Source organism: Ruminococcus flavefaciens 007c, assembly GCF_000571935.1.
Taxonomy (GTDB): Bacteria; Bacillota; Clostridia; order Oscillospirales; family Ruminococcaceae; genus Ruminococcus; species Ruminococcus flavefaciens_F.
On the sequence record NZ_ATAX01000026.1, the window covers coordinates 118554 to 145056 of the forward strand.

Consider the following 26503-nt stretch of genomic DNA (forward strand, 5'->3'; position numbering starts at 1 on the left):
TGTGAAATATGCTGAGCATATAAAACATTGACTTTCCACATATTCAGTGATATAATATATAATATAAACAAAAATAATGCCTGCCGGATTTGTAACAGGATCTGGGAAAAACGTTTCTGCCAGGCTGTTTGCAGAGGAGGTAAGTGAAATATGGATCTCGATAAGCTGCTTAGCGGATATAAGACCAAGACCTGCATAATGTCTGTTGAAAGGTTTCCCGACGGGAAGTACGGAAATATCCGCATAGCCGCAGGCAACAAGGCTCACTGCGATGATATGCTCAATGTGATGCACAAGGCGTTTGTACCTGATTCTCCTTATCAGGAGTATCTGCCGCAGGACAAGAATTTTGAGGACTTCTGCTATCGCTGCGCTTTTCTCGGACAGCCTCTGCATACCTATGTCAGTCTGCCCCAGATGGGACTGTGGCTGAATATGTTCCTGCTTCCCCTTGAATCGGATAAGGAGAATACCGGCTACTGCGTGTACTCCTATGAGGTCACTCCTCATGCGGATTCGGAACAGAGAGCCAGCCTTTCCGCAAGCACTTCATCGGCTGTGCTCAAGACCTGCATAAAGCTGAGGGGCTCGGACAATATCCGTCAGGCCTTCAATGAAGTAATAGAGGATATTCGTCAGATATGCGACTCAGATCACTGCTGCGTGCTTCTTGCAGATAAGGCGGAACGCACCTGCACTTCGTTCTGTGAAGCTATAAAACCGGGCTGCGGCCTGCTTCCCATGGAGACCTATCTTGATGACAGTTTTTTTGATGTATGCGATACATGGGACGCCACTATCGGCGACAGTACCTGCGTTATAATAAAGAATGAGCACGATATGGAATGGCTGCGGGTTAATAATCCAGTATGGCAAAGATCTCTTGAAATAGCTATGGTCAAAAGTATCGTACTGTTCCCCCTGAATTATAACGGCGATACGCTGGGGTATATGTGGGCTACAAACTTCAATGTGGACAATACGGTGAAAATAAAGGAGACTCTTGAGCTCACCACGTTTTTTATAGCTTCGGAAATAGCCAATTATCAGCTCATGCAGAAGCTGGAGATGCTCAGCTCCATAGATATGCTGACAAGAGTAAAGAACAGAAATATAATGAATAATGTGGTGGACGATATAGTCTCGGGGAAAATGAAGATAAAGTACCCCTATGCAGTGGTATTTGCCGACCTTAACGGCCTTAAACGTGTAAACGATGAGAAGGGACACAGTGCGGGAGACAATATCCTTAAGAATGCTGCGTCTATACTCCGGGAAGTATTCTACGACAGCGAGGTCTACCGTGCGGGCGGAGACGAGTTTATGCTGATAGCCGAGGGAATAGACGAAAATGCTCTTGAAGAAAGGGTGAAAAGCCTTCATGAGCAGGCTGCTGCCGCAAAGGATGTGCATTTTGCAGTTGGTACCTGCTTTGTAAAAGAAGGCGAGGATATCCGCACAGCAATGAGACTTGCCGATGAAAGAATGTATACGGACAAGAACGAATACTATACCCGCCATCCCGAGCGCAAGTACAGGTAGTCACGGGATATAAGCATTAAAACAGGCAGCCTTAAGGCTGCCTGTTTTAATGCTTGTTTTTTATATGCTCCCTGACCTTTTCCAGCAGTCCGAGGCCGAGGGGATCGGAGTTTTCGGGAAGAGCGTCAAGAGCGAAAAACTTCTGCGTTATGACCTCGTTTTCCTGTACCTTCATATCGCCCGAAAAATCACGGCATATATACAGTATCACCGCAAGATATACCTGATCGCCGTTAGGGTATTTATATAAGGTATCCTTCCCCGAAAGATCCATAAAGAATTCGAGCTTTCCGCATAAAAGCCCCGTTTCTTCAAGTACCTCCCTGCGTGCGCACTCCTCAAAGCTCTCTCCGAGCTCCATTGATCCTGCGGGATAGTCCCAGCAGCCGTTGTCTGTCCTCTTGCCGAGAAGTATTTCGTTTTTCTCATTTATCAGCAGCACTCCCGCACCTGCCATGATAAACGGTCTGCTGCCGAGTGTCTTGCGAAGGTCTAAAATATATCCCATTATGAAGCTCCTTTGCGCGTTTTTTATCTATTATATCAGAGTTACCGCTGCAAGTCAACAAGGAAAAGCCACGGCTAAAGCTGCATTTTTTCCGAAGATAACCTGTATACCGAAAAAGCTCCCCTGAGCACATGAATGTTCAGGGGAGTTTTTTTATTTTTGCTTAGAACTTAAATTTGCACTGACATACGCTCATTTTGCCCCAGGTCTCTTCGGGAGTATGCCATTCGCCTGTCCATTCTCCGCCATAAGAAGCACAAACTATCGGGCATTTTACCTTTGCGTCGTCCTGATTCCAGATGGGACCTGCCACAACATCCAGTATCAGTTCTGTAGTACCCGTATTATCCGTATCATATTCGCATCCGCAAACGCTCATTGCTCCGGGAACTACTGTTGTCCACTGACCGTTCCATTTTCCAAGGTGTGCTGCACAAACGATTGGACATTTCTTTTCTGCATCTTCCTGATTGAATATTGGTCCTGCGGGGACGTCAACTGTAAACTTTGCCATAACTTTTACCTCCAATTTTAATATTGATAATGATGTATACGTGTCTCATTTTTATGTCATTATATTTTATCGGCAGAAGAACTGACCATGGCGGTGGCACGCCTTTCTTTCCGCCGCATATAATGAAAAATAAAAAAGTGTATTTCATACCTAATGAAATACACTTTTAATATCCTTACATTCGGTGAATGTGATATTGTACAGAAGCGAATAGCATTAAAGTATGTGGTGAGTCAGGTGATAAATTGAATTCCGGGATGATAATGTAAAAGTTTTAAAGTTGGAATATAGAGGTTGTTTATTTCTTATGCTCATTATAACATAAATATATTCAAATGTCAAGTGTTTTCGTACAAAAATTCTAAAAATCTTCACAAGGCTTAAAATAGGGGGATATGAAGCGTATAAGCTGCCGCGGGAAGAAAAAAGAGAAAAATTTCCGTTTTTTTCAGGTCCCGAAAATGAGAAGCAGCACAGCTTCCTGAGCAAAAAAGTCCTCACAGCGCGAAAACTGTGAGGACTTGATGTTATTATTGAATTGTCTTTCGAGAAAGATAGTTCCGAACCTATCTATACTTCTTCATTATCTCCGATACACGGCTCTGTATAGCATTTGCGGCGTCCTTTGCCGAGCACAGGTCTGTAAAATATTTATTGGCTTCCTCATAGATAGCAGTTGTCATATCATCATCGTATTCAACTGCGGCATTGCTGCACTTGCACAGATAATCATACAGCATATCAGCCTGTTCTGTCGTAAGGCTCGGGATAGGAATGCCGCTTGCTGTATGCTCGACACCTACCTCTTTGTTGATTATATTCCTGGTTTCGGGCTTGAAGCACGAATAAATGCCTTGATTGTTTCCGAGAGCTTTTGCAACGAATTCCCATGCGCCGTCCTTATCCTGACAGGAGGAAGTAATGTAATAACAATTCATTGGCCTTATCATACCGCCTCTTTCACTGTTATCAGTGGGATAGCCTACAAGGTTTATCTCCTCACCGTTGCCCTGGATATCCTTTATTATGTTTATCCATGTATCTGCCGCTCCGTTTATAACAAGAGTCTTGTCAGCGCCGAACCACTTGAACATATCGTTCCTGTATTCCTGAGAGAATTCCGGATAATCATAGATCTCGCCTAAGCCGTCCTCATAATAGGGGAGGAAGCGTTTTGAGAATTCAAGCCTCTTTATGAAATCATCGCTGTCAAAATGACATTCGCCCTTATCGTAGTCTATGACGTCATATGCAGAATCTTTCAAGGCTTCAAACATACTTGACCTTACAATGTAATTATACATATTAACAGCCGAGTCGGGAGCATTATCATAGAATTTCAGCATCTCGTCCATAGTCCATGTGGGCTTGTCCCAGAATTTGTTTTTTACGAACAGACAATCGCAGGTAAATGAAGCGGGAAGACCGTATATCTTACCGTCTTTTGCAGACATTGCCTTAGTGATAGCAGGGAACACGTCGTCGCGGGTATATCCGCTTCTTCCGTCAAGGAACTGATCCATATCCGCAAGTGCTCCGTTTTTTGCCAATCTATAAAAATCCCCGTAATAAAGTCCCATAACGATATCCGGACCGTTTCCGTTCTGAATATCCTCGCAGAGCTGTGAATATGCTTTAGTGAATACCTCATGGCTGTTATCTGCATATCCGCTACTCTCATCACCCCGAACTAATTCATTCGGATCACCGTATACTACGTTTTTTAAATGATACCTGTCATTCGCGGCATTAAATTCCTTTCTCAGTGTTTCAACAGGAGAATCATTTGGCGCAACAAGCACACCGATGGTAAGTTCGGTTTTTTCTGCAAGAGCTGAAATATCCCCCGGTTTAAGCTTCACAAGCTCACTTGTTGCCTCGCGCTCCGGAGGGGGAGCTTTAATGCCGATAAATTCATCGTTTCCCACAGGAAAAACCGACATTGGCTCAAGATCGGAATTATACCAGTTTATTATCTCTTCCTGACTGCCGTCGTCACATATACCGTATAAAGCAGTGTCGTTAAGATAAATGAATTTGTATTTTCCGTACCCCGTTTGAGGATTACAGTCATCATCATGAAAAGTTATAAACGGTTCTGAAAGTGAATCGCCTTCCAGCTTGCAAAGCTCATACTTTATACCGCTGGGTCTGCCGGGTCTCTCTTGATTTTCAAGATCACAATCTTCAGTATTGGTACGAAGGACATACAGATCGCCGTCTCTGTCTTTTATAAAATGAAACGGAGCAAGCCAAAGATCTTCACAGTTTTCATCTGCTTTGAGCCTGGTGATCTCGCTTACAGAGCCGTCCGCCTTGTTTATACGGAATATTATGCTTGAGTCTCTTAAGATCAGCAGATAATCATCAAATTCAAAGATGCTGAATATGCCGTTTGGATCAGCATCACTGTCCGGGAACTCAATGGGGAAAGAGCTGACTACTTTATTATCGGCATAATTCACCAGAAGGAATGAAGCAGCGCAGTTGTTATAATATGCTTCATAGTCAAAATCCCTGTCATTTTCTTCGGGCATCTTAAGACCGCCGTGATCTTCTATCAGATAGATAACGCTGGCGTCGGAATATTTATCCGTATCGCTTGCTATAATCTCATAATAATCGGCTGAAATTGCTTCTTCAGGGAGCTCTCTCTCAATAAAGGAAAAAGAGCTCAGATCCCTGTCTGACAGGTATATTCTTTTTGTGCGCGAGTTCTTCGGCATATACAATATCTGAAACTCATCATTTTCCGCATTTGATACCGAATATATATATTCCGCGTCATCAGGCATTTTTACTGTTTCCATGGTATAGTATCCTGTGATGCTGCTTACATCGACCTTTGGGCCCGGACTTGCATACCCTGGCAGCTTCTCCTCTGAAACTCCGTCCGAGGTGTTATTGGTTTTTATATCATTATTCTCTTTTGTCCGTTTTCCGCATGATACTGCGCTTAATCCCGACAGCATTATCACAAGCGCTGCCGAAAAAGATATTATTTTTTTCATAATATGTCCTTTCTTGTGTTTAAGACATTCTCACATCATTTATCCTCCACTGTTTTCCGTTCCATACAAAATCGAATACGTATTCCTTGTCCGTGCTGACACAGGCCGAAAAGCCGTATTTCTCATTATTCTGTATCTGCGGCTCAGAAGGAGCCGGTGATGCGTCGGTATTTTTCTCTGTGGTATAGAGCATACCGTTGTATTCGACCAGAACAGGAGCAGATGTATTACCTGAGCTTTCGACAGCTTCATCAATGCTTCTGCTGAGATATGAACCGCCGCTGTTCTTTAGGGTATCGAAATACTCATCGGTAACAGTCATGCAGATCGTATCATATATTTCCGAGCAGCTGTCAAAGCTTTTGTCGTCGATCATATAATAATCCACATCTTCTCCCTGCCATTCCGAATTGCGTGAGCTGTATTCGTAGAAATGCCTTGACGTGTCTGCGGTGATTACGTCTCCGTTTATATACCCCGAGGCTGAAATGAACTCTTCTGTGAGAAGCTTTGCAATAGCGGCATGGTCGGAATATTCCAGTGAATTGAGAACAGAATTTTTCTTGTCGTTTTTTACTTCTCTTCTGCTCCCGCAGATATACAGTGAGCTTATAGTTATAACAGCGGCTGCGGCAACTGAAGCAGAAACACCGAGAAATCTTCTGAATACAGACGTTCTGTACCTTTCAACGCCCGAAACGCTGTCATTGTATATGCGGTCGTCCTGCTGAGAAAGCATCTTGCACTGTATGCGTGAAAATATCCGTTCTTTCAGTTCAGCCGGAAGCTCGGAAGTTTTATCCGCATTGTTCCTGTCAGGTTCAGTCAGATCGCCGTTAAACAATTCTTCTATTTTCATTCTCACCACTCCGCATCCACACCTGCCTTGAACAGCAGGTTTTTAAGTTTTTTTCGCGCACGCTGGATCCTTTTCTGTACAGAGCTTGCTGTCATATTCAGCTCCGAAGCGATCTCTCCGGACGATCTGCCATAATAATAATGACGGATAATGATAGACGAATCGGGATCCCCGAGCTTTTTTACACAGTCTATGAGTATCCTTTTCAGTTCCTTTCGTTCCGAAGCGTTTTCAATATCATTCTCAGATGCTTCATAAAAAGCTGTAACATCGTCTATAGGCACTGTCCTGTTATTTTTTAGCGAAATACGCCTGAAAAAATCGATAGAGCTTCTTTTTGCGATAGTGGATATGATCCATTTCAGATCGCCGCTGTAAGTTTTTTCCGATTGCAGTGAACGGAATATGTCAACGAATATATCAGCCGTACATTCTTCAATGTCCTCAGCTGTCCCGCACGACCGAAGATTATTTGCTGCAATAGTATAGACATAGGTACAGTATTCATCATACAGTGCGCGCTGCCATACTTCAGAAGGACCTTTCATAAGTTCTCTGAGCTGACTGTCTGTCATATTCCTTTTTCACCCCTTTGAACATGTTCGTCTTAATAATCGTTCTTAAAAGTCCTTGGCGGACATATTTTCCAAAAAAATTTTTAAACGGATTTTCCCTTAAGCTGAAAGTCCTCACAGCCGGAACTGCGAGGACTCTATTGTTTTATATGGCAGTACGATTTATCATAAGATCTGTTTTCAGAATGCCTTCTGAATATCCCTCATACTTCCCAGAATAAGCATGGCATCATCTGTATTCAGCACCATATCGGGCGTAGGCAGGACCAGCTGATCTTTGATACGTACTGCGATAACATTCAGATTGTGCTTTTTGCGTATGTCAAGTTCGGCTATTGTCTTGCTATACCATGCTTTCGGCACACGTACCTCATAAATATTGAGATCACGGTCAAGCTGGAATACATCAAGAATATCGTCGGAGGCTTCCTTTGTTGCAAGTCTTATAGCAGTCTGCTTCTCGGGATATACTGTTTCGTCAGCTCCGTTGCGGAGGAGAAACTTCTCCTGTACATCATTCTGAGCACGGGAAATAACTTTTTTAGCTCCGAGATCTTTCAGTAAAGCAGTGGTTTCAAGTGAATCCTGAAAGCTGTCACTGATCGTTACAATACAAACATCGTAATCCGGTATACCGAGAGAGCGCATAAAATCAGGGTTTGTGCTGTCGCCTATCTGAGCGTTTGTTACAAACGGCAATATGGTATTTATACGTTCTTCATTGCTGTCAATTGCCATTATCTCACAACGGAGCTGCGACATACGCTTTGCTATATGTATACCGAACTGTCCTGCACCGATTATCAAAACTGATTTCATAATTTTTACTCCTTTATAATTGATGTATACTCAATAACCGCCGCAAGGCGGTTATTTCCCCGAACTGTGCTCGGGGAGCGCAAATTCCTTATAAAACAGAGAATTTGCGCGTCACATTCCTTTATGTCAAGCTCATTTTTAGTTGTTGAGCAAGACAATAATTATTATCCGACAGTGACTTTTTCCTGCGGAAGTCTTGAGACATCATTATTTGACGCGAATGCAGCATATATCAGCGTCAAGCCGCCGACTCTTCCTGCAAACATAAGTATCATAAGAATAATATGCGAGGGTAAGGAAAGAGATGTGGTTATCCCGAGAGTCAGCCCCGCAGTTCCCAGAGCGGAACCTGTTTCAAACAGGCAGCTTGTAAGCGGAAGAGATTCAATAAGGCTTACCGCAATGCCTGTTGAAAGGAAAAGTGAGATATACATAAATAGTATGGCACCGGCAGTACGTATAGTGTCAGTGGAAATACGGCGGTTAAAACATTCGACATCGTTCTTGCGCCTGAAAACGCTCAATGCCGAGAGAAACAGTACGGCAACAGTGGAGGTTTTCATTCCTCCGGCAGTTGAACCCGAGCATCCGCCGATAAGCATAAGCACTGTCATAAGCATTGCGCTTGTTTCGCGCATTACCGAAAAGTCAGCTGTGTTGAAGCCTGCTGTTCTCGCCGTCACGGATTGGAATGAAGAATGAAGTATCCGCTCTTTTAACGGTTCATCCGAGTATTCCGAAAAAAAGAAGAATATGGCAGGCAGAAGCAATAATACTGCTGTTGTGAAGAGCACGACCTTGGACTGCAAACGATACTTCTTTAAATGATGACGGTGCTGGATAACGTCATCCCATGTAAGGAATCCGATGCCTCCGATGATTATAAGCAGCATAATTACAGTGTTTACATATATATTGCCGCCGTAGGAGGTCAGTGATGAAAAAGGTTCTTTAACTCCCATAAGATCGAATCCGGCATTACAGAATGCGGATACCGAATGGAACAGGGAATACCAGATACCTTTTACGGCTCCGAAATCATGGCAGAATACGGGATATAACAGTGCCGCACCTGTCAGTTCAAACAAAGCTGTCATTTTGAGAATGAATTTTGTCAGAGTGAGAATGCCTCCCACCTGAGGGGCCGAAATAGAATCCTGCATCATACCGCGAAAGCCCAATCCGATCTTTTTCCCTGAAAGCCTTGTTATCATCAGACCTATTGTAATAACGCCCATACCGCCTATCTGGATCAGAGTCAATATTATTGCCTGACCAAATAAAGACCAGTGTGTTGCTGTATCCTTAACTACCAGACCTGTAACACAGGAAGCTGAAATTGCTGTGAACAGCGTATCCTTAAAGGGCGTGACCGTTCGGCTTTGTGATGATATCGGAAGCATGAGCAAAAGAGCTCCTGTGAGAATAAGTATCATGAAACCAATGCTTATTACCCTGAATGAATTGTGATTATGGCTGGATTTTTTCACTTTATCCTTTTTCATATAATATCTCCGAATCATAAGTGGTTTATAAAATTTTTGACGTGTATTTTTTACAGCTTAAATATTATACCATAGACAGAGAGATTTTGCAATTGTCAAATGAAAAAAAGTCCTCACAGCCGAAACTGTGAGGACTGGATGCTTTTATTGAGTTATCTCTCCGTCAAGAATTATTTCTTGTCAGCAATAGCAGCCTGAGCAGCCCTCCACCAACGCAGGCGCATATGATGCCCCGAAAAGCTTGATTTTATGGGCTTTTTTATTGCCATCCACATTGCACGTTTTCGGAGTTTTGTCATCGCCTGTGAAGTGCAGATACCAATCGAAGGAGTTCTCATTCACCACAATTTTTTCTACAAATGCTTCGATAACTGCCTCGGGAATATCCTCATCGGAGTCAAAATCAGTGTACCGTTCAAGAGCATATCTCAGCAGAGTGATACGCTCGTCGTAGTCGGGAACATCACTTGTCTCTGTGACTTTCTCCGTAGGCGAAAGCTCACATATCTGCCCCTGCAAAGAAGCTATCTGCGTATCGACTTCCGACTTCATGTTCATGAACTGCTCTTTTGTGATCTCATCGTCAGCTCTCATGGAGATGAGTTTGTTCAGACGCTTTTCCAGTTTTTCAAGCGTTGAACCATTCCTCGATACATGGATTAGTCCAGCCGACGTTAATGCCTTTATCCTCAGCTTGGCAAATTATCTCGTCAAAGTTCTTGACCTTATCACGATCAAAGATTATCCATATCTCGCCATACTGCGGATTGATGGAGGCAAGATTTCTTGCTTCTTCAACGAGATTATTAGATTTGGTCTTTATAACCTTGATGACCAATTTGCCTTGCAGTTCTTTAGGAATAGAATCCCTGAGCCCATACATATAATTTTGTTCTGTTTCTTCTGTATCGGTTACTATAAAGTAATATCCAAGTTCAGGGACCCTTCTTTTGACCATCTGATCACGAGTTTTTCGCTTTCCGTTTCTTTCAACATGAGCCATACTTTATTCCCCCTTGAACATATCAAAATGCTTCAGAGTCGGTATTGCTCCGTACTTGCCCAAAAGATAGTTCTTCTCGTAATTCTCATCCTTGCGAATCTTAACTCCGTCTTCATCTACAAAATCAGCCAATGAGAAGAGATATGATATTCCGTTTGAATCCTTTTCTGTAAACCAGATCTCATCTCTTCTAAGGATATTGCCGTTAAGCTGCCATGAGTCATGAGATGTAAAAATCAACTGAGCGTGATTAGTATTGATCTCTGGATCAAGGAACGTAATAACAAATGCTCTTACAAGAAGGGGATGAAGTCTGGCATTAAGCTCGTCAATAAAGAAAACTCCACCCGTTGACAGCACATCCTGTAACATAGGATATAACGCAAACATCTTAAGCGTTCCTGCCGATTCATGCTGAAGGGGGATAGATGTTGTCTGATCGGAATCTATCATTTTGTGAACTGCGTCAATTCTGAACTGCTTATCTGCATCATCGACTTCAGACTTGATAACTTCAACGTTAAAACCAATTATTGACGGATCAAATGATGAAAAGTAGTCAACGACCTTCTGCTGAACCTTTTTATCTTCTTCAAATCCTTCCGGGATAAGCTGAGATAAGAAAAAGTTCTCGATTGGTCTGCCAAAATCTGCAAAATCATTATGCACAAACCAATCCCTTATAAACTTAAGCTTTGCTATTTTGAGCTTGGCACCAAGAGAGACAACAAGGGTTTCCTTTTCTAATGCGATGATCAAGTTCTCTCGACTTTTAGCAGGAATACCTGCAAAATCGAAATCTTCTCCATTACGGTAGAAAATACGCTTGAAATCACCTCTCGATGACTTAGACTTATAGTTTAGCCATTCCTCACATACGCCATTACTATCGACTGTGAATCCATAATTGTAAGTCTTTGCACCATTTTTTTCTGAGTCTATAAAATACACTTCAAATGATGATTCGGCATTTTTGCTGGTACTATCAAATAAAAATGGGGTTGGCTTGAAAAACTTTGATTTTTTCTTTGAATCAGATTCATCGCCGTAATCAAGTGAATTGATAACATACGTTGACATATATCTGAAAGCTTCCTGAACATTTGACTTTCCGCTTGCATTCGCACCAAATATAGCCGCGACAGGCAATACCTTTTCATTTGCAATAGAAACAACATGGTTATTAAATTCAGAAATCTTTGTTGCCGATAAATCTAATATTGTATCATCTTTAAATGATTTAAAATTCTTATAATTGAACTGTAGTAACATAGTATTATGCCTCCTTATAATCTCCTTACTATATATTATACTCAAAAAAAGCAAAATGTCAACATCTAATTGAGAAAAAATCTCATTTAGATGCTGTTTTGTATGCGTATCAAAGAATCCTCATAGAAATGACCTATGGGAATTCTGGTTTATTACGTTTTACCTATAAATACTAATAACTACTATCATACTCCTATCCTTCTCCTAAGATTTCCTATCTTCATCTTGCTGTCACGCAGCTGAGAAGTATAAACTGTTCTGGTTATATAATCACCTAACATGATTCCGGTGTCATGGAACATCTTTTCACCGACTTAAAATCCTCGTCCCGAGGCAGTAAAGATCTCCACAATATCATCATTTGTCAACTTATAATCAAAAGGAGTAAACTTCGGTCGACAATACAAACCATTACACAGTCTGATCAGTTTCTTTTCTTTGCAGGCTCTTTCAAGTAGCTTATAATAGTATGCCTCGCTCCAGCGATAATTAAGGTCCTTTTCTCTATAGTATTTGCTCGCAATAATAGGTTCAAGCGGATCAAAATCACAAAGCTCGATCAAAAATTCAGTTACCGCAGTAATAAGGCATCACCTCGCACTTTTTATCGATTATACCATGATAAAAAAGTGTCAAGTAAAAACGCATTTTACGTAAAAAACCGTCAACTAAAACGCACATTTACATAAAACGCCCATATTTCAAGCCACAAAAAAGCTCTCACAGCCGAAACTGTGAGAGCCTTATTAGAAACTATTCTATCGGCTCAGACATACACGTTTACACGGATGTCACGCCAATTATGGAATTCACGCTTCTCGGACTTAGCTTTGAAGTACATCTCCGCATCGCCCTGAAACAGCGTAAAATCGCCGATTTTGAGATAGTCGTGAATTACTTTCCTTCGTTGATTGCAGCCTGTGCAGCAGCCAGACGAGCGATCGGAACACGGAAAGGTGAGCAAGATACATAGTCAAGACCGATCTTGTGGCAGAACTCTACAGATGTAGGATCACCGCCGTGCTCGCCGCAGATACCGCAGTGGAGCTTAGCGTTTACGGGCTTACCGAGCTTGATAGCCATTTCCATGAGCTTACCAACGCCTGTCTGATCGAGCTTAGCGAAAGGATCGTTCTCGAAGATCTTCTTGTCGTAGTAAGCGCCGAGGAACTTGCCAGCGTCGTCACGTGAGAAGCCGTATGTCATCTGTGTAAGGTCGTTAGTACCGAAGCAGAAGAAGTCTGCATTAGCAGCGATCTCATCAGCTGTAAGAGCAGCTCTGGGAATCTCGATCATTGTACCAACTTCGTACTCAAGGTTAGCGCCTGCTTCCTTGATTACAGCGTCAGCAGTCTCAACAACTACCTTCTTAACGTACTTGAGCTCCTTAACATCGCCTACGAGCGGGATCATGATCTCAGGCTTAACGTTCCAGTCAGCGTGCTTCTTCTGAACGTTGATAGCAGCCTTGATAACAGCCTTTGTCTGCATAGCAGCGATCTCGGGGTATGTTACAGCAAGACGGCATCCACGGTGACCCATCATGGGGTTGAACTCGTGGAGAGAAGCGATGATATTCTTGATATCAGCAACTGACTTGCCCTGAGCCTTAGCGAGAGCCTCGATGTCAGCTTCCTCAGTAGGAACGAACTCGTGGAGAGGAGGATCCAGGAAACGGATAGTAACCGGGTTACCCTCGAGAGCCTCATAGAGAGCCTCGAAGTCGCTCTGCTGCATGGGCTCGATCTTAGCGAGAGCAGCCTCTCTGCCTTCAACTGTATCTGAGCAGATCATCTCACGGAAAGCAGCGATTCTGTCTGCCTCGAAGAACATGTGCTCTGTACGGCAGAGACCGATACCCTCAGCGCCGAGCTCTCTTGCCTTCTTAGCGTCAGCAGGAGTATCAGCGTTTGTACGAACCTTGAGAGTTCTGTACTTATCAGCCCAAGCCATGATTCTTCCGAACTCACCTGCGATCTGAGCATCAACTGTAGGAATGATACCGTCGTAGATGTTACCTGTTGTACCGTCGATTGAGATGTAGTCTCCCTCAACGAAAGTCTTTCCGCCGAGCTCGAACTTCTTATTAGCTTCATCCATCTTGATGTCGCCGCATCCTGAAACGCAGCACTCACCCATACCACGGGCAACAACAGCAGCGTGAGAAGTCATACCGCCGCGTACTGTAAGGATACCCTGTGCAGCCTTCATACCTGTGATATCTTCAGGAGATGTCTCGAGACGAACGAGAACAACCTTCTCGCCCTTAGCAGCCCACTCTACAGCGTCATCAGCTGTGAATACCACCTTACCGCAAGCAGCTCCGGGTGAAGCACCGAGCCCCTTGCCGATAGGAGTAGCAGCCTTGAGAGCCTTTGTATCGAACTGGGGGTGGAGAAGTGTATCGAGGTTTCTGGGGTCGATCATTGCAACAGCTTCCTGCTCTGTCTTCATGCCCTCGTCAACGAGGTCGCAAGCGATCTTGAGAGCAGCCTGTGCAGTTCTCTTACCGTTTCTTGTCTGGAGCATATAGAGCTTCTTGTTCTCAACAGTGAACTCCATATCCTGCATATCGTGATAGTGATTTTCGAGAGTCTGGCATACTTCCTTGAACTGAGCGAAAGCCTCAGGGAATGTCTCAGCCATCTGCTGGATAGGCATAGGAGTACGAACACCGGCAACAACGTCTTCGCCCTGTGCGTTTGTGAGGAACTCACCCATGAGCTTCTTCTCACCTGTAGCAGGGTCACGTGTGAAGGCAACACCTGTACCGCAGTCGTCACCCATGTTACCGAATGCCATTGACTGTACGTTAACAGCAGTACCCCATGAGAAAGGAATATCGTTATCTCTTCTGTAAACGTTAGCTCTGGGGTTGTCCCATGAACGGAATACAGCCTTGATAGCGCCGATGAGCTGCTCCTTGGGATCGTCGGGGAAGTCCTTGCCGATCTTAGCCTTATACTCAGCCTTGAACTGGCCAGCGAGCTCCTTGAGGTCGTCAGCGTTGAGCTCAACGTCCTGTGTAACGCCCTTCTTAGCCTTCATCTCGTCGATAAGCTCTTCGAAGTACTTCTTACCAACTTCCATAACTACGTCAGAATACATCTGGATGAATCTTCTGTAGCAGTCCCAAGCCCATCTGGGGTTGTTTGACTTTTCAGCGATTGTGTTAACAACAGTCTCGTTGAGACCGAGGTTAAGGATTGTATCCATCATACCGGGCATTGAAGCTCTTGCGCCTGAACGAACAGAAACGAGGAGAGGATTCTCCTTATCACCGAACTTCTTGCCTGTGATTCCTTCCATTTTAACGATATACTCGTTGATCTCTGCCATGATCTCGTCAGAGATTCCGCCGTCCTCATAGTACTGAGTACAAGCCTCTGTTGTGATTGTGAAGCCCTGAGGAACAGGGAGACCGATGTTTGTCATCTCAGCCAGGTTTGCACCCTTACCGCCGAGAAGTTCTCTCATGTTGGCATTACCCTCTGAGAAAAGGTAGCAATATTTGTTTGCCATTGGTGTATACCTCCATTTTTAACATTACCGGACGATACCCTTGCGGACATTATCCGAGTTATACCTATTATAACACATCTAAAAAAAAAATACCATATATGTGATGACAAAAATTACCCCTTTATTTTATTGCAGTTTGTACAAAATTTAACAAACGGTTTTGTTTTCTGCGAAAAAGGCTTGCATTTATTGTTAAAGTATGTAAAAATAAGAACATGATCGCAGCCGGCAGCAGATTATCGGGCGAAAGTCGTCAGTATGAGCTGCATAACGGCGAAAAAGGCTGTATACAGCCAAAGAAAGGATTAATATCATGAAAAAATTCAATGCAGTCATTATTACATTAGCACTTTTACTGTGTTCTGCGGTTTCATGCAGTAAGGACGAGAAGGCGACTAAAAGCTTTTCTGCTGCGGAAAGCAGTGAGGTAAAGGAGACCGAGACCACCACTGCCGAAGAGACCGAGAAGACCACCGCAGCTGAGACCACTGAGGAAAAGACTACCGAAGCCAAGGAAGAAAAGACAACTGACTCAGAGGAAAAGACAGAGGCGGGAAAGGATAACGGCGGCACTCCTGCCGAGCAGACTCCCGAGCTTGAAGCTGCGAAGGAGGTTGTAAAGAAGTATGTGGAAAGCTCTCTCAGCGCTGATACTACGGCAATGATAGAGTGTATGTATCCCAAAGAGGTTGCAGAGTCCATAAAGAGTTCGGGTATGATGGACTCGATGGCAGGCGCTATGGAAGAGGAGCTCAAGGAAAGCAAGGTAGAGGATCTCAAACTTAACGGCGAGACCGTACTCAGCGAAAAGGCTGTTGAAGGAGCAGGCAAATATTTCGAATCCATGAGCGCTGTATTCGGAAACAAGGAAGTAAAATGCAATATAAAGTCAGGCTATTCTATAATGATGAATGCCAAGGAGACATATAAAGGAAAGACGGAGGACATTTCCGAGCCCGTATGTGTCGTGCTTGTTGACGGCGAAGGCTGGAAGATAGTTCCCATCGGCGAAAAGGAGCTTGAAGAGATCGCGGATATGTCTGCGGAGGGCTGAAGCGGGATTTCCGCCGGAGTATAAATCCGGAAGTTAAAATACAGGAGGAAGATACAATGAACAAAGCAGTGATTTTAGCAGGCGGACAGGGTAAGCGTATGAAAGCTGATATGCCGAAGCCACTTTTCAAGGTTCTCGGAGAGCCTATGCTCCGCTGGGTGATATCAGCCTGTGAGGAGGCTGAGCTCAGCGATATATGTGTGGTAAAGGGCTTCAGAGGCGAGATGATAGACGAGTATCTGGGCGGAAAGTACAGAACAGTGCTCCAGGCAGAAAGACTGGGCACAGGCCATGCGGTTATGCAGGCTGTACCTTTCCTTGAGGACGATACCGAGGGCAATACCCTTGTGCTCTGCGGAGATGCTCCCTTTATCGATGCCGAGACAATAAAAGAATCACTTGTTATACATAAGCAGCAGAACAACGCAGTTACCGTAATTACTGCGGAGCTGGACGATCCCTTCGGCTACGGAAGGATAATCCGTTCGGCAGGCGGCATCAGCGGCATTGTCGAGCAGAAGGACGCTACAGAGGAACAGCGCCTTATAAAGGAAGTCAACTCGGGCACCTACTGGTTCAGGACAGCCGACCTCATCGAGCTTCTCGGCAAGCTTGACAATAATAATGTCCAGAATGAATATTACCTTACGGATACTATTTCAATAGCTCTTGCAGAGGGCAAGAACGCCGGCGCGTACAAGTCCGAGAATGCGGATATAATCAAGGGAGCCAACGACAGAAAGGATCTCCTTGCACTCAATACATACGCACGTATGGCAGTTATTGAAAAGCACCTTGCAAACGGCGTGGAATTCACCTGCACGGACGGAGTAGTAATAGAACGCGGCGTTGAGATAGGCGTCGGCACAGAGATTCTTCCCAATACCATAATCAGGAAGAACACCACTATCGGCTGCAACTGCAAGATAGGTCCCAATACCGTTATCGAGAACTGCAAAATAGGCGACGACGTTAACCTTCATACGGTACAGGCTTATGAATCCGAGATAGAGGCGGGAGTAAAGATAGGACCTTACGTTCATATCCGTCCCGACAGCGTGGTCAAGACAGGAGCCAAGATAGGCGACTTCGTTGAGATCAAGAACTCCACTATCGGCGAAAAGACAGCCATTGCGCATCTTGCCTATGTGGGCGACTCCGACATCGGAAAGCGCGTTAATATCGGCTGCGGAACCGTTACCGTAAACTACGACGGTATCGCAAAGAGCCGCTGTGTCATAGGAGACAACTGCTTCGTGGGCTGCAATACCAACCTCATAGCTCCCGTAAAGCTGGGCAAGGCTGTATATACAGCCGCAGGAACCACCGTTACCAGGGACGTTCCCGACTATGCCCTTGCTATCGACAGAGGCGTTATGAAGATAAACGAGGGCTATACCCTCAGAAAGCTCAAGAGCAAACTTGGCAAATAAGATCCGCAAAGGCTCCGCTGCTTCGGCACGGAGCCTTTTTATGCCTTGAAATAGGGAAGTGCCGCAGCGGCAAAATTTCTTCTTGACAAAAACCTCCGTTTATGGTATCATATTAAAAGAGCATCGTCTGCTCGTATAAACGGGTGAGAAATTCCGAAATATAGATGTGTGGGCCCTGTGCAACAAGACCCCGTGAACCATGTCAGGCGGGAGACCGAGCAGCATTAAGCGGTGCGTGTTGTGTGCCGCAGCAAGCCTGCACATCTATGTTCCGGAATTTTTCTTTGAAAGGAGAAAAGGCTGTGTATAAGGCTCTGTACCGTAAATGGCGTCCCATGACCTTTGACGACGTAATATCGCAGGAATATACTACGGAAGCTCTGAAAAACCAGATAATCAGCGGTAAGACTGCCCATGCCTACCTTTTCACAGGCTCCCGCGGTACAGGTAAGACTACCTGTGCGCGTATCCTTGCAAAGGCTGTAAACTGCCGCAATATGAAGGACGGCAATCCCTGCCTTGAATGTGACATCTGCCGCGACGCAGACAGCGGCGCACTGACGGATATAGTCGAGATAGACGCAGCTTCCAACAACGGCGTGGACAATATCCGAGATCTCCGCGACGCCGCCGTGTATACTCCCGAGCGCGGAGCCTATAAGATATACATTATAGATGAGGTGCATATGCTCTCTCAGGGAGCCTTCAATGCCCTCCTTAAAATAATGGAGGAGCCTCCCGCTTATGTGAAGTTCATCCTTGCCACCACCGAGATACACAAGGTGCCCGCCACTATCGTATCACGCTGTCAGCGCTACGATTTCCGCAGGATAAAGGCTGAGGACATTGCAAAGCGAATAAGCTATATCGCAGGTCAGGAGGATATAGACCTGACTGAGGACGGAGCTGCTATGATAGCAAGGCTTGCTGACGGCGGTATGCGTGACGCGGTATCTCTTCTGGATCAGTGCTCCGTATGCGCACAGGTCATCGACGCGGAAGCGGTGTCAAATGCCGCAGGTATCGCCGGCAGGGACTACCTATATGATATGCTGGACGCAGTATCTGACTCGGATACGCCAAAGGCTCTGGCAGTAACAGCAGGCCTTTACGATATGTCCAAGGATCTCACAAGGCTCTGTGAGGAGCTTATAATACAGCTGAGGAACATCATGCTGCTGAAGGCCTCTCCCGAGACTGCGGAAAAGCTGATAGTATGTATGCCCGACGAGCTGGCAAGGCTGAGAGCGATTGCGGAAAAGAGCGATCTTTCCACCGTTATGGACAGATTATCGGCACTTCAGGAGTGCAGAGAGCGCATGAACAGAGCTATGAACAAGCGCGTTGAATTCGAGATGTCCCTTATAAAACTCTGCGGAAATGTAAAGAAAACCTCTGAAAGTATTGACAATTCGGAAATATATGATAAAATAAAACAGTTGGAGGATAAGATCAGCTCCGTACCGAGAACGGCGGCAGCTGCGGGACAGGCTCCCGCACAGCCCGAGATCATGGAGGCGAGCGCTTCTCCCGCGGACGAGAAGATCATCCCCAGCATAGATATAAAGAAGCTCAGAGCTGAGGATATCGTTCCCTGCGAACAGTGGAACGATGTGCTTGAAGAGTTCAGGAAGATCAATCCTGCGGTGGCAGGAAGCCTTGAGGGCTCCTTTGCGGGTACGGCAGGCAACTATATCTTCATAACCGCTCAGAACCGCTTCTTTATGGAGCTCTTCAAGGTCAAGGAGAACGCAAATTCCCTTGAAACTGCCATCAGGAGCATACTGGGACAGCGCTTTATAATAAAGGCGAAATGTGCCACAACTGTCAATGAGCAGAAAAATCTTGCGGAGCAGCTGGTTAAAAAGGCCATTGAAAACAAGATAGAGACATCTGTGGAAAAGGAAAACGCTTAAAAGCAAATTAATTTTGCTTGATTTATAAATTAAGAAACCATATTTTCAAAGGAGAATTTTAAAATGAAAGCAAGAATACCCAAGAACGTAAACGGCGGCGGCGCTCAGAATATGAACCAGATGATCAAGCAGGCTCAGAAGATGCAGGATCAGATCACAGAGCTCCAGGAGGACATTGAGGCAAGAGAGTTCTCTGCTACAGCAGGCGGCGGAGCTGTTGAGGTAACTATCACAGGCAAGAAGACTATCAAGGCTCTCACACTCAAGCCCGAGGTCGTTGATCCCGAGGATATCGATATGCTCCAGGATCTTATCATCAGCGCTGTAAACGAGGCTATCAGCAATGTTGAGAATACTACAGAGTCGGAAATGAGCAAGATCACAGGCGGAGTATCTCTCCCCGGCCTTTTCTGATAGATAATGGCTGACCATAACGCGCTCCCGCTGGTGATACTGGCGGAGAAGTTCGCGTCCCTTCCCGGTATAGGCATGAAGTCTGCGCAGAGACTTGCGTATCACGTGATGTCTATGAGCTCCGAGGAGGTTGAGGACTTCGCAAAGGCGCTTACCGACGCAAAAAAGAACGTTCACTGCTGTAAATGCTGCCAGAATCTCACGGAAAGGGAAGTATGCCCTATCTGCGACGATCCCGAGCGCGACAGGAGCGTTATCTGCGTGGTGGAAAATCCAAAGGACGTTACAGCCTTCGAGCGTACAAGAGAGTACGGAGGCGTATACCATGTTCTCCACGGACTTCTTTCGCCTATGGACGGCATTACTCCCGACAAGCTCCGCGTAAAGGAGCTCCTTGCCAGGATAGCCGAAGGCGGTGTGGAGGAGGTTATCATGGCCACAAATCCTACCGTAGAGGGCGACGCTACCGCTATGTACATAGCAGGTTTGCTTAAGCCCATGGGAATAAAGGTCACCCGTCTTGCATTCGGTCTCCCTGTGGGAGGTATACTGGAATATGCCGACGAAGTGACTCTTTTCAAGGCGCTTGAAAACAGAAACGATATGTAAAAACGGGCTTTATGCCCGTTTTTTGATAAGAGCATAACCATTATTATTGCCGCAGTGCGGCGGAACAGAGGTCATTATGAAAACATCGGTCGTTATAGTATGCGCAGGCAATTCCACAAGAATGGGCGGCGTGAACAAGATACTCCTCCCTCTGGGAGACAGAAAGGTGATAGGCGTTACCATGCAGGCTTTTCAGGCCTGTGAAAGCGTTGCGGAGATAATAATAGTTGCACGTGAGAACGATATTCCTGCCATAAAGGCTGAAGCAGAGGCCGCAGGCATAACAAAGCTGGCTGACTGCGCAGTGGGAGGTGCTACCCGTCAGGAAAGCGTTATCAACGGTATAAAGAAGATCTCAAAGGAGACTGGGCTTGTGGCTGTCCATGACGGCGCCCGTCCTCTTGTCAAGCCCGAGCATATCGAAAAGGTCATAAAGGACGCTTCCGTATTCGGCGGTGCTACTCTGGGAGTTCCCGTAAAGGATACTATAAAGACCGTTGACGGCGGCCTTATCACAGATACTCCTCCGAGAAGCTCACTTTATATCACACAGACTCCCCAGATATTCAAAAGAAATCTTTATTTCGAGGGTATAGACTTCGCTCTCGAGCACGGTCTGGACTTCACCGACGACTGTCAGCTGGTAGAGGCTATCGGCGGCAAGGTGGCAATGACCGTGGGAGATTATACCAATATCAAGATCACAACTCCCGAGGATATAGATATAGCGGAGGTGCTCCTGAGGCAGAGATGAAAGGGAGCTTGAATTATACCGCCGTAAGTGGTATAATCATTCATTGAAAGGAGCAGTTGTGATGCTGGCAAATTACCATACCCATACCTTCCGCTGCGGCCATGCGCGGGGAAAGGACAGGGAATTCGTTGAAAGCGCTGTTGAGAGCGGCTTCAGGGTGCTCGGCTTTGCGGATCATTGTCCGTGGGTGTTTGATGACGGATACGTTTCGGAGATAAGGATGACTCCTGCGGAGGTTGAGGGTTACTTCAGATCCCTTACCGACCTGAAAAAGGAGTATGCGGATGATATAAAGATATACATAGGTTTTGAAGCGGAATATATCCCAGAGCTTATAGAGACTCAGGACAGGTTCCTGGCGGACTATCCCCTTGATTATATGATAATGGGACAGCACTTCAATGAAGTTGAGTACAAGGGCGCTTACATGGGCGTCCCCACCGCTGACGAGGGCATACTGAAGCAGTACGTGGACTGCATAATCGAGGGCATGGAGTCGGGAAGATATCGCTATCTCGCACATCCCGACCTGCTGGATTTCACAGGCAGCAGTGAGCTTTATGAGGAGCATTTTACAAGGCTGTGCCGCTATCTTAAAAGCAGGGATATCCCCGTGGAGATAAATCTGCTTGGCATGACAGGCGGCAGGCACTATCCCTCGGAGCGCTTTTTCCGCATAGCACAGAAGGTCGGCAATAAAGCCATAATCGGCTGTGACGCGCATCTGCCGCAGTCGCTGTGTGACAGGGATTCAATTGAAAAGGGCAAATGTTTTGCGGAAAAATTCGGACTTGAGATAGTGGAGACGCTTGACGGTCTGGATTAACGGGCTAACTTGCTGAGCGTATGAACAGGGGCAGAGCCGTGAGTGCGTCCCTTAACGGGCGGCGAAACGCCGCCCCTACAAAGAGAGAGTATTGTAAACAGGAGAGAAAACATGAGTATTTTTGATGTGTTCGACAGGATCGCCGCAAATTCTTCTGCGGCAAGAGGTAAAATAGAATATGTCATAGCAGGTCTTGGCAACCCGGGGCTTGAGTATGAGAATACACGCCACAACGCAGGCTTTATGGTGCTGGACGAGCTTGCAAAGCAGCTCGGCGAGGATATAAGCTGCCTGCGCTTCAAGGGCAAGACTGCCGAGGTGACCATAGAGGGCAAGCGCTGCCTGCTGCTGAAGCCCACTACCTTTATGAACAACAGCGGCGAAGCCATAGTTCAGGCGCTGGAATTCTACAAGATAGACGTGCAGAACCTCATAGTGGTATGCGATGACATCTCCCTTGACTGCGGAAAGCTCCGCATACGCCGCAAGGGCAGCCATGGCGGCCACAACGGTCTCCGCAGCATCTGCGAGCTTACAGGAAGGGACGATTATCCCCGCATAAAAATGGGCGTAGGCAAGAAGCCCCACCCCGACTACGATCTGGCAAAGTGGGTGCTCGGCAAGTTCGGCAAGGAGGACTCGGAGAAAATGACCGAGTCCGTAAAAAATGCCTGCGAGTGTATAAAGCTCATGGTGCAGGAGAAGACAGACGAAGCTATGAACAAGTACAATTCGTAAATCCTTACGGTGATCTGAATGGAATTTTTTAAAAAGCTCTTCGGTGAGCTGGCAGGCTTTAAAAGCCTCAGCGAAGCCGTCAGTAAAAACATCTCGCCTGTCTCTGTGACGGGACTTTCCCATATACACAGGGCTCAGCTCATATACGCTCTCGGCGGGAAGAAAATTAACCTGGTCATCACAGGCTCGGAGGCAGAGGCGAAGAAGCTCTGCGACGATATAAATATGATGGCAGGCACGGAGGAGGCTGTCCTCTTCCCTTCAAAGGAGCTGGTATTCACTCCTGTTGACAGTACCAACCATGAATACGAGCATATGCGTATAGCCGCCCTTATAAAGGCGGCTAAAAGTCGTTGCAGCGTGATCTGCGCAAGTATTGAGGCGGTAATGCAGCCCGTTATCCCCGTGGGAGTCCTTATCGCAGCAGGTCTGGAGCTCAGGCAGGGACAGGAGATAGACCTGAAGGATATAGCCGTAACACTTGCGAAATGTGGCTATCAGCGCTGCGAAAAGGTGGAGGGCGCTTCACAGTTCTCCATACGCGGCTCTATCCTCGATATATTCCCCGTGCAGGCTGACAAGCCCGTCCGTATAGAGCTCTGGGGCGACGAGATAGATTCAGTATCCGAATTCGAGACCGATACCCAGCGCCGCACGGAGGCTCTTGACTATGTGGAGATATACCCCTCCGGTGAGGTGCTCTACAACAATGAGGAGCTTGCCGACAAGATAGAAGAACTCTGCAAAAAGGTACGCGGAAAGCGAATGGATCTTATACGCGAGCATCTGGGGGCGGATGTCAACAGGCTCAGGGCAGGGGAGATACTAGCTCACAGCGTGAAGTACTATCCCCTTGTTTACGGCGAGCCCTCCACAGTATTCGATTATATCGACGGAGCAGTGCTGTTCAGCGATTATTCCGACATTATGGACAATGCCACAGGTGTTTTCAGCCGTCATAACGAGGACGTGAAGATACTCATGGAGGACGGTCAGCTCTGCAAGGGACTGGACGGCTATATACTGGAGCTGGCTGAGGTGCAGCACCGTGCCGAAAAGCGTGTATGCCTGTATATGAGCAGCTTCATGCAGGGTGGGGAGCGTATAGATTTTCGCAGACTTGTCAGCTTCGAGGCCATGCAGACCGCACCGTGGAGCGGCGAGATGAAGCAGCTCATAGAGGATCTTGAGGAGTACAGGCGCCGCGGCTTCCGTATGCTTCTGGCAGCAGGCAGCGACAAGACACTGCCTATTATACAGCAGGATCTTATCGAAAAGGGCATACCCTGTGATCTGGCATCGGATAATATCCAGCCCGCCGAAGGCAGGGTGCTGCTCATGTCGGGAAGCTTCGGCGGAGGCTTTGAATATCCCGAGAACAGGACAGTGCTCATCACTCAGGGCAGGTCGATGGACTCTGTCCGCAGAAAACGCCGCAAAAAGAAGAACAAGGCCGAGGAGATACGCTCCCTTGCTGACATTACCGAGGGCGATCTTGTTGTACATTCGGGACACGGTATCGGACGTTTCATCGGTATACGCAAGCTGGAGATGGACGGCGTTATCAAGGATTATATCACCATACAGTACGCAGGTACGGATAAGCTCTATATACCCGTTACCCAGCTGGATATGGTGTCGAAATACATCGGTCCCCGCGATGACAGCGGAGTAAAGCTCAATAAGCTCAGCTCGGGAGAATGGCAGAAAACCAGAAGCAACGTAAAACGCGCCGTAAAGGATATGGCTCAGGAGCTTATCGCTCTGTATGCCAAGCGTGAAAAAAGTGTGGGCTTTGCCTTCTATCCCGATGACGAGATACAGCGTGATTTCGAGGAGCGCTTCCCCTATGTGGAGACCGATGACCAGCTTCAGTCCATAGCCGAGATAAAGGCTGACATGGAGCGTCCGCGCCCTATGGAGCGTCTGCTCTGCGGTGACGTGGGCTTCGGCAAGACGGAGGTGGCTCTGAGAGCTGCCATGAAATGCGTGCTCTCGGGCAAGCAGTGCGCTATCCTCGCACCTACCACAGTTCTTGCTTATCAGCACTATCAGACGGCGCTGCGCCGTTTCGAGCACTTCCCCGTGAATATTGAGCTCCTCAGCCGTTACCGCACTCCCAGACAGCAGGAGGAGATAATAAAGAAGCTGAAACAGGGACGCATAGACCTTATAATCGGAACCCATAAGATAATCCAGAAGTCCGTGGTATTCAAGGATCTGGGACTCGCCATAATCGACGAGGAGCAGCGCTTCGGCGTGGCTCACAAGGAGAAGTTCAAGGAGAGCTTTACAGGAGTGGACGTGCTCATGCTCTCCGCAACGCCCATACCGCGCACACTTAATATGGCAATGAGCGGCATACGCGATATGTCGGTAATTGAGGAGCCGCCCCAGGACAGATACCCTGTCCAGACCTATGTCATCGAGTACAATACAGGCACGGTAGTTCAGGCTATCGTCAGAGAGCTCCGCAGGGGCGGTCAGGTATACTATATACACAACCGTGTTGAGACCATACAGGCCTGTGCTTCAAGGCTGAAGGAGTTCCTTCCCGAGGCGCGTATAGCCGTTGCCCACGGACAGATGAGTGAGGACGAGATGTCCGACATCTGGGAGCAGCTGGTGGAGCATGAGGTGGATATACTTGTATGTACCACTATCATTGAAACCGGCGTTGACGTTCCTAACGTCAATACCCTCATCATTGAGGATTCAGACCGCTTCGGGCTGTCACAGCTCTATCAGCTCCGCGGACGAGTGGGGCGTTCAAACCGCAGGGGATATGCATACTTCACCTATCAGCGGGACAAGGTGCTTACGGAGATAGCCACAAAGCGGCTGAACGCAATGCGCGAGTTCACTCAGTTCGGCAGCGGCTTCCGCATAGCACTCCGCGATCTGGAGATAAGAGGCGCCGGAAGTATACTGGGCGGCAGGCAGCACGGACACATGGAAGCCGTGGGATACGATATGTACTTACAGCTTTTATCCGAAGCCATAGCCGAGGAAAAGGGCATACAGCCCGAGAAGATACCCGAGTGCCTTGTGGATATACAGATAGACGCTCATATCCCCGAGAAGTACATATCCAGCCTTAATCAGCGTATAGATATGTACCGTAAGATAATGCTGGTCAACGAGGACAATGACAAGACTGATCTCATCGACGAGCTCATTGACCGGTACGGTGAGCCTCCGAAGTCGGTGGTGGGACTTATCGACGTATCACTGCTGAGAAACAAGGCTGCTCATCTGGGCATTACCGAGATCTCGCAGAAAAACGGCGCTATGTACTTCTATACCGAATATCTCGTGCCCGAGCAGATAGCCGCTCTCCAGAAGGCATACAAGGGAAAGATAACCTTCAACGGTGTAGGAAAATCCTACGTTTCCGTGAAGATCTCACCGAAGATACTTCCGTTTGACATGATGAAGGAGACTGTGGAGATATTCTATCGGAACAGAGAAAAAAAATAATCTCCGCAATATTTGGCTATTTTGCTCAGAAAGAGCAATTTTTGTGAAATACGCTTAAAATAAATTATTCTGATTTGGAGGATATTTTACTTTACATAGCTATTTTTTTGTGATACAATGATGATGTAAAAATAAGAAAATACTGTTAA

Annotated in this window: 21 protein-coding genes and 1 other RNA gene; 11 read left to right on the forward strand and 11 right to left on the reverse strand. The window is 46.4% G+C overall.

The window, feature by feature from the left end:
* Window positions 1–150: 150 nt before the first annotated feature.
* The gene (locus RF007C_RS10390) at window positions 151–1542 is read left to right on the forward strand and encodes a GGDEF domain-containing protein (protein WP_037299641.1); all 1392 of its coding nucleotides are present in this window, start codon (window positions 151–153) and stop codon (window positions 1540–1542) included.
* A gap of 46 nt (window positions 1543–1588) precedes the next feature.
* Here the strand turns inward: RF007C_RS10390 and RF007C_RS10395 are convergent, their stop codons facing one another.
* The 11 genes from RF007C_RS10395 to ppdK form a co-directional block, all read right to left on the reverse strand.
* Window positions 1589–2050, reverse strand: a complete 462-nt coding sequence (locus RF007C_RS10395; RefSeq protein ID WP_037299644.1) for an NUDIX hydrolase — start codon at window positions 2048–2050, stop codon at window positions 1589–1591.
* A 163-nt stretch (window positions 2051–2213) separates the two neighbouring features.
* Window positions 2214–2564, reverse strand: a complete 351-nt coding sequence (locus RF007C_RS10400) for a mannan-binding lectin (protein WP_019680282.1) — start codon at window positions 2562–2564, stop codon at window positions 2214–2216.
* Between the two features lie 566 nt (window positions 2565–3130).
* The gene (locus tag RF007C_RS10405; protein WP_037299648.1) at window positions 3131–5575 is read right to left on the reverse strand and encodes an ABC transporter substrate-binding protein; all 2445 of its coding nucleotides are present in this window, start codon (window positions 5573–5575) and stop codon (window positions 3131–3133) included.
* Window positions 5576–5594: 19 nt separating this feature from the next.
* Entirely contained in the window at window positions 5595–6434 is an 840-nt protein-coding gene (locus RF007C_RS10410; protein WP_037299651.1) for a hypothetical protein, read from the reverse strand.
* A gap of 2 nt (window positions 6435–6436) precedes the next feature.
* The gene (locus RF007C_RS10415; RefSeq protein ID WP_019680285.1) at window positions 6437–7009 is read right to left on the reverse strand and encodes an RNA polymerase sigma factor; all 573 of its coding nucleotides are present in this window, start codon (window positions 7007–7009) and stop codon (window positions 6437–6439) included.
* 180 nt (window positions 7010–7189) lie between these two features.
* Window positions 7190–7828, reverse strand: coding sequence for a potassium channel family protein (locus RF007C_RS10420; RefSeq protein ID WP_037299654.1), 639 nt, complete (start codon window positions 7826–7828; stop codon window positions 7190–7192).
* 164 nt (window positions 7829–7992) lie between these two features.
* Window positions 7993–9333, reverse strand: coding sequence for a TrkH family potassium uptake protein (locus tag RF007C_RS10425; protein ID WP_019680286.1), 1341 nt, complete (start codon window positions 9331–9333; stop codon window positions 7993–7995).
* 180 nt (window positions 9334–9513) lie between these two features.
* Window positions 9514–9927 (reverse strand): hypothetical protein, encoded by a 414-nt coding sequence (locus tag RF007C_RS10430; RefSeq protein ID WP_037299657.1) that lies wholly within the window; start codon window positions 9925–9927, stop codon window positions 9514–9516.
* 34 nt (window positions 9928–9961) lie between these two features.
* A complete protein-coding gene (locus RF007C_RS10435) occupies window positions 9962–10336 on the reverse strand; it encodes an RloB family protein (protein ID WP_242836299.1) in 375 nt (124 codons plus the stop codon).
* Window positions 10337–10339: 3 nt separating this feature from the next.
* Window positions 10340–11608 (reverse strand): AAA family ATPase, encoded by a 1269-nt coding sequence (locus RF007C_RS10440; protein ID WP_037299660.1) that lies wholly within the window; start codon window positions 11606–11608, stop codon window positions 10340–10342.
* A gap of 894 nt (window positions 11609–12502) precedes the next feature.
* Window positions 12503–15130 carry a pyruvate, phosphate dikinase gene (gene ppdK / locus RF007C_RS10445; RefSeq protein WP_037299662.1) on the reverse strand — a complete coding sequence of 876 codons (2628 nt, stop codon included), beginning with the start codon at window positions 15128–15130 and terminating at the stop codon, window positions 12503–12505.
* Window positions 15131–15443: 313 nt separating this feature from the next.
* On the opposite strand from ppdK, the gene RF007C_RS10450 reads away from it, so the two are divergent.
* From RF007C_RS10450 to mfd, 10 genes are all read left to right on the forward strand, one after another.
* Window positions 15444–16184, forward strand: a complete 741-nt coding sequence (locus RF007C_RS10450; RefSeq protein WP_037299664.1) for a hypothetical protein — start codon at window positions 15444–15446, stop codon at window positions 16182–16184.
* Between the two features lie 56 nt (window positions 16185–16240).
* A complete protein-coding gene (glmU, locus tag RF007C_RS10455) occupies window positions 16241–17617 on the forward strand; it encodes a bifunctional UDP-N-acetylglucosamine diphosphorylase/glucosamine-1-phosphate N-acetyltransferase GlmU (RefSeq protein ID WP_037299667.1) in 1377 nt (458 codons plus the stop codon).
* Between the two features lie 166 nt (window positions 17618–17783).
* Window positions 17784–17882: signal recognition particle sRNA small type (gene ffs, locus RF007C_RS17000), an RNA gene on the forward strand.
* Window positions 17883–17919: 37 nt separating this feature from the next.
* Complete coding sequence (dnaX, locus tag RF007C_RS10460) at window positions 17920–19533, forward strand: DNA polymerase III subunit gamma/tau (protein WP_019680317.1); 1614 nt, start codon at window positions 17920–17922, stop codon at window positions 19531–19533.
* Window positions 19534–19596: 63 nt separating this feature from the next.
* Window positions 19597–19947: a YbaB/EbfC family nucleoid-associated protein gene (locus RF007C_RS10465; RefSeq protein WP_019680318.1), complete on the forward strand. Its 351-nt coding sequence runs from the start codon at window positions 19597–19599 to the stop codon at window positions 19945–19947.
* Window positions 19948–19953: 6 nt separating this feature from the next.
* Window positions 19954–20556, forward strand: coding sequence for a recombination mediator RecR (gene recR / locus RF007C_RS10470; RefSeq protein ID WP_019680319.1), 603 nt, complete (start codon window positions 19954–19956; stop codon window positions 20554–20556).
* Window positions 20557–20632: 76 nt separating this feature from the next.
* Window positions 20633–21310 carry a 2-C-methyl-D-erythritol 4-phosphate cytidylyltransferase gene (gene ispD, locus RF007C_RS10475; protein WP_037299669.1) on the forward strand — a complete coding sequence of 226 codons (678 nt, stop codon included), beginning with the start codon at window positions 20633–20635 and terminating at the stop codon, window positions 21308–21310.
* 61 nt (window positions 21311–21371) lie between these two features.
* The gene (locus RF007C_RS10480; RefSeq protein ID WP_037299672.1) at window positions 21372–22136 is read left to right on the forward strand and encodes a histidinol-phosphatase; all 765 of its coding nucleotides are present in this window, start codon (window positions 21372–21374) and stop codon (window positions 22134–22136) included.
* Between the two features lie 111 nt (window positions 22137–22247).
* Window positions 22248–22874, forward strand: coding sequence for an aminoacyl-tRNA hydrolase (gene pth / locus RF007C_RS10485; protein ID WP_037299675.1), 627 nt, complete (start codon window positions 22248–22250; stop codon window positions 22872–22874).
* Between the two features lie 18 nt (window positions 22875–22892).
* Window positions 22893–26354 (forward strand): transcription-repair coupling factor, encoded by a 3462-nt coding sequence (mfd, locus tag RF007C_RS10490; protein ID WP_037299679.1) that lies wholly within the window; start codon window positions 22893–22895, stop codon window positions 26352–26354.
* Window positions 26355–26503 lie beyond the last annotated feature (149 nt).

What these genes read in the sequence shown, in the direction of transcription:
- RF007C_RS10425 (WP_019680286.1), bottom strand. Translation starts at nt 9,333, where the DNA reads ATGAAAAAGGATAAAGTGAAAAAATCCAGCCATAATCACAATTCATTC.
- RF007C_RS10405 (WP_037299648.1), bottom strand. Translation starts at nt 5,575, where the DNA reads ATGAAAAAAATAATATCTTTTTCGGCAGCGCTTGTGATAATGCTGTCG.
- RF007C_RS10415 (WP_019680285.1), bottom strand. Translation starts at nt 7,009, where the DNA reads ATGACAGACAGTCAGCTCAGAGAACTTATGAAAGGTCCTTCTGAAGTA.
- mfd (WP_037299679.1), top strand. Translation starts at nt 22,893, where the DNA reads ATGGAATTTTTTAAAAAGCTCTTCGGTGAGCTGGCAGGCTTTAAAAGC.
- glmU (WP_037299667.1), top strand. Translation starts at nt 16,241, where the DNA reads ATGAACAAAGCAGTGATTTTAGCAGGCGGACAGGGTAAGCGTATGAAA.
- RF007C_RS10465 (WP_019680318.1), top strand. Translation starts at nt 19,597, where the DNA reads ATGAAAGCAAGAATACCCAAGAACGTAAACGGCGGCGGCGCTCAGAAT.
- ppdK (WP_037299662.1), bottom strand. Translation starts at nt 15,130, where the DNA reads ATGGCAAACAAATATTGCTACCTTTTCTCAGAGGGTAATGCCAACATG.
- RF007C_RS10395 (WP_037299644.1), bottom strand. Translation starts at nt 2,050, where the DNA reads ATGGGATATATTTTAGACCTTCGCAAGACACTCGGCAGCAGACCGTTT.
- RF007C_RS10440 (WP_037299660.1), bottom strand. Translation starts at nt 11,608, where the DNA reads ATGTTACTACAGTTCAATTATAAGAATTTTAAATCATTTAAAGATGAT.
- recR (WP_019680319.1), top strand. Translation starts at nt 19,954, where the DNA reads ATGGCTGACCATAACGCGCTCCCGCTGGTGATACTGGCGGAGAAGTTC.
- RF007C_RS10400 (WP_019680282.1), bottom strand. Translation starts at nt 2,564, where the DNA reads ATGGCAAAGTTTACAGTTGACGTCCCCGCAGGACCAATATTCAATCAG.
- RF007C_RS10480 (WP_037299672.1), top strand. Translation starts at nt 21,372, where the DNA reads ATGCTGGCAAATTACCATACCCATACCTTCCGCTGCGGCCATGCGCGG.
- RF007C_RS10430 (WP_037299657.1), bottom strand. Translation starts at nt 9,927, where the DNA reads ATGAGAGCTGACGATGAGATCACAAAAGAGCAGTTCATGAACATGAAG.
- RF007C_RS10435 (WP_242836299.1), bottom strand. Translation starts at nt 10,336, where the DNA reads ATGGCTCATGTTGAAAGAAACGGAAAGCGAAAAACTCGTGATCAGATG.
- RF007C_RS10390 (WP_037299641.1), top strand. Translation starts at nt 151, where the DNA reads ATGGATCTCGATAAGCTGCTTAGCGGATATAAGACCAAGACCTGCATA.
- pth (WP_037299675.1), top strand. Translation starts at nt 22,248, where the DNA reads ATGAGTATTTTTGATGTGTTCGACAGGATCGCCGCAAATTCTTCTGCG.
- ispD (WP_037299669.1), top strand. Translation starts at nt 20,633, where the DNA reads ATGAAAACATCGGTCGTTATAGTATGCGCAGGCAATTCCACAAGAATG.
- RF007C_RS10410 (WP_037299651.1), bottom strand. Translation starts at nt 6,434, where the DNA reads ATGAAAATAGAAGAATTGTTTAACGGCGATCTGACTGAACCTGACAGG.
- RF007C_RS10420 (WP_037299654.1), bottom strand. Translation starts at nt 7,828, where the DNA reads ATGAAATCAGTTTTGATAATCGGTGCAGGACAGTTCGGTATACATATA.
- RF007C_RS10450 (WP_037299664.1), top strand. Translation starts at nt 15,444, where the DNA reads ATGAAAAAATTCAATGCAGTCATTATTACATTAGCACTTTTACTGTGT.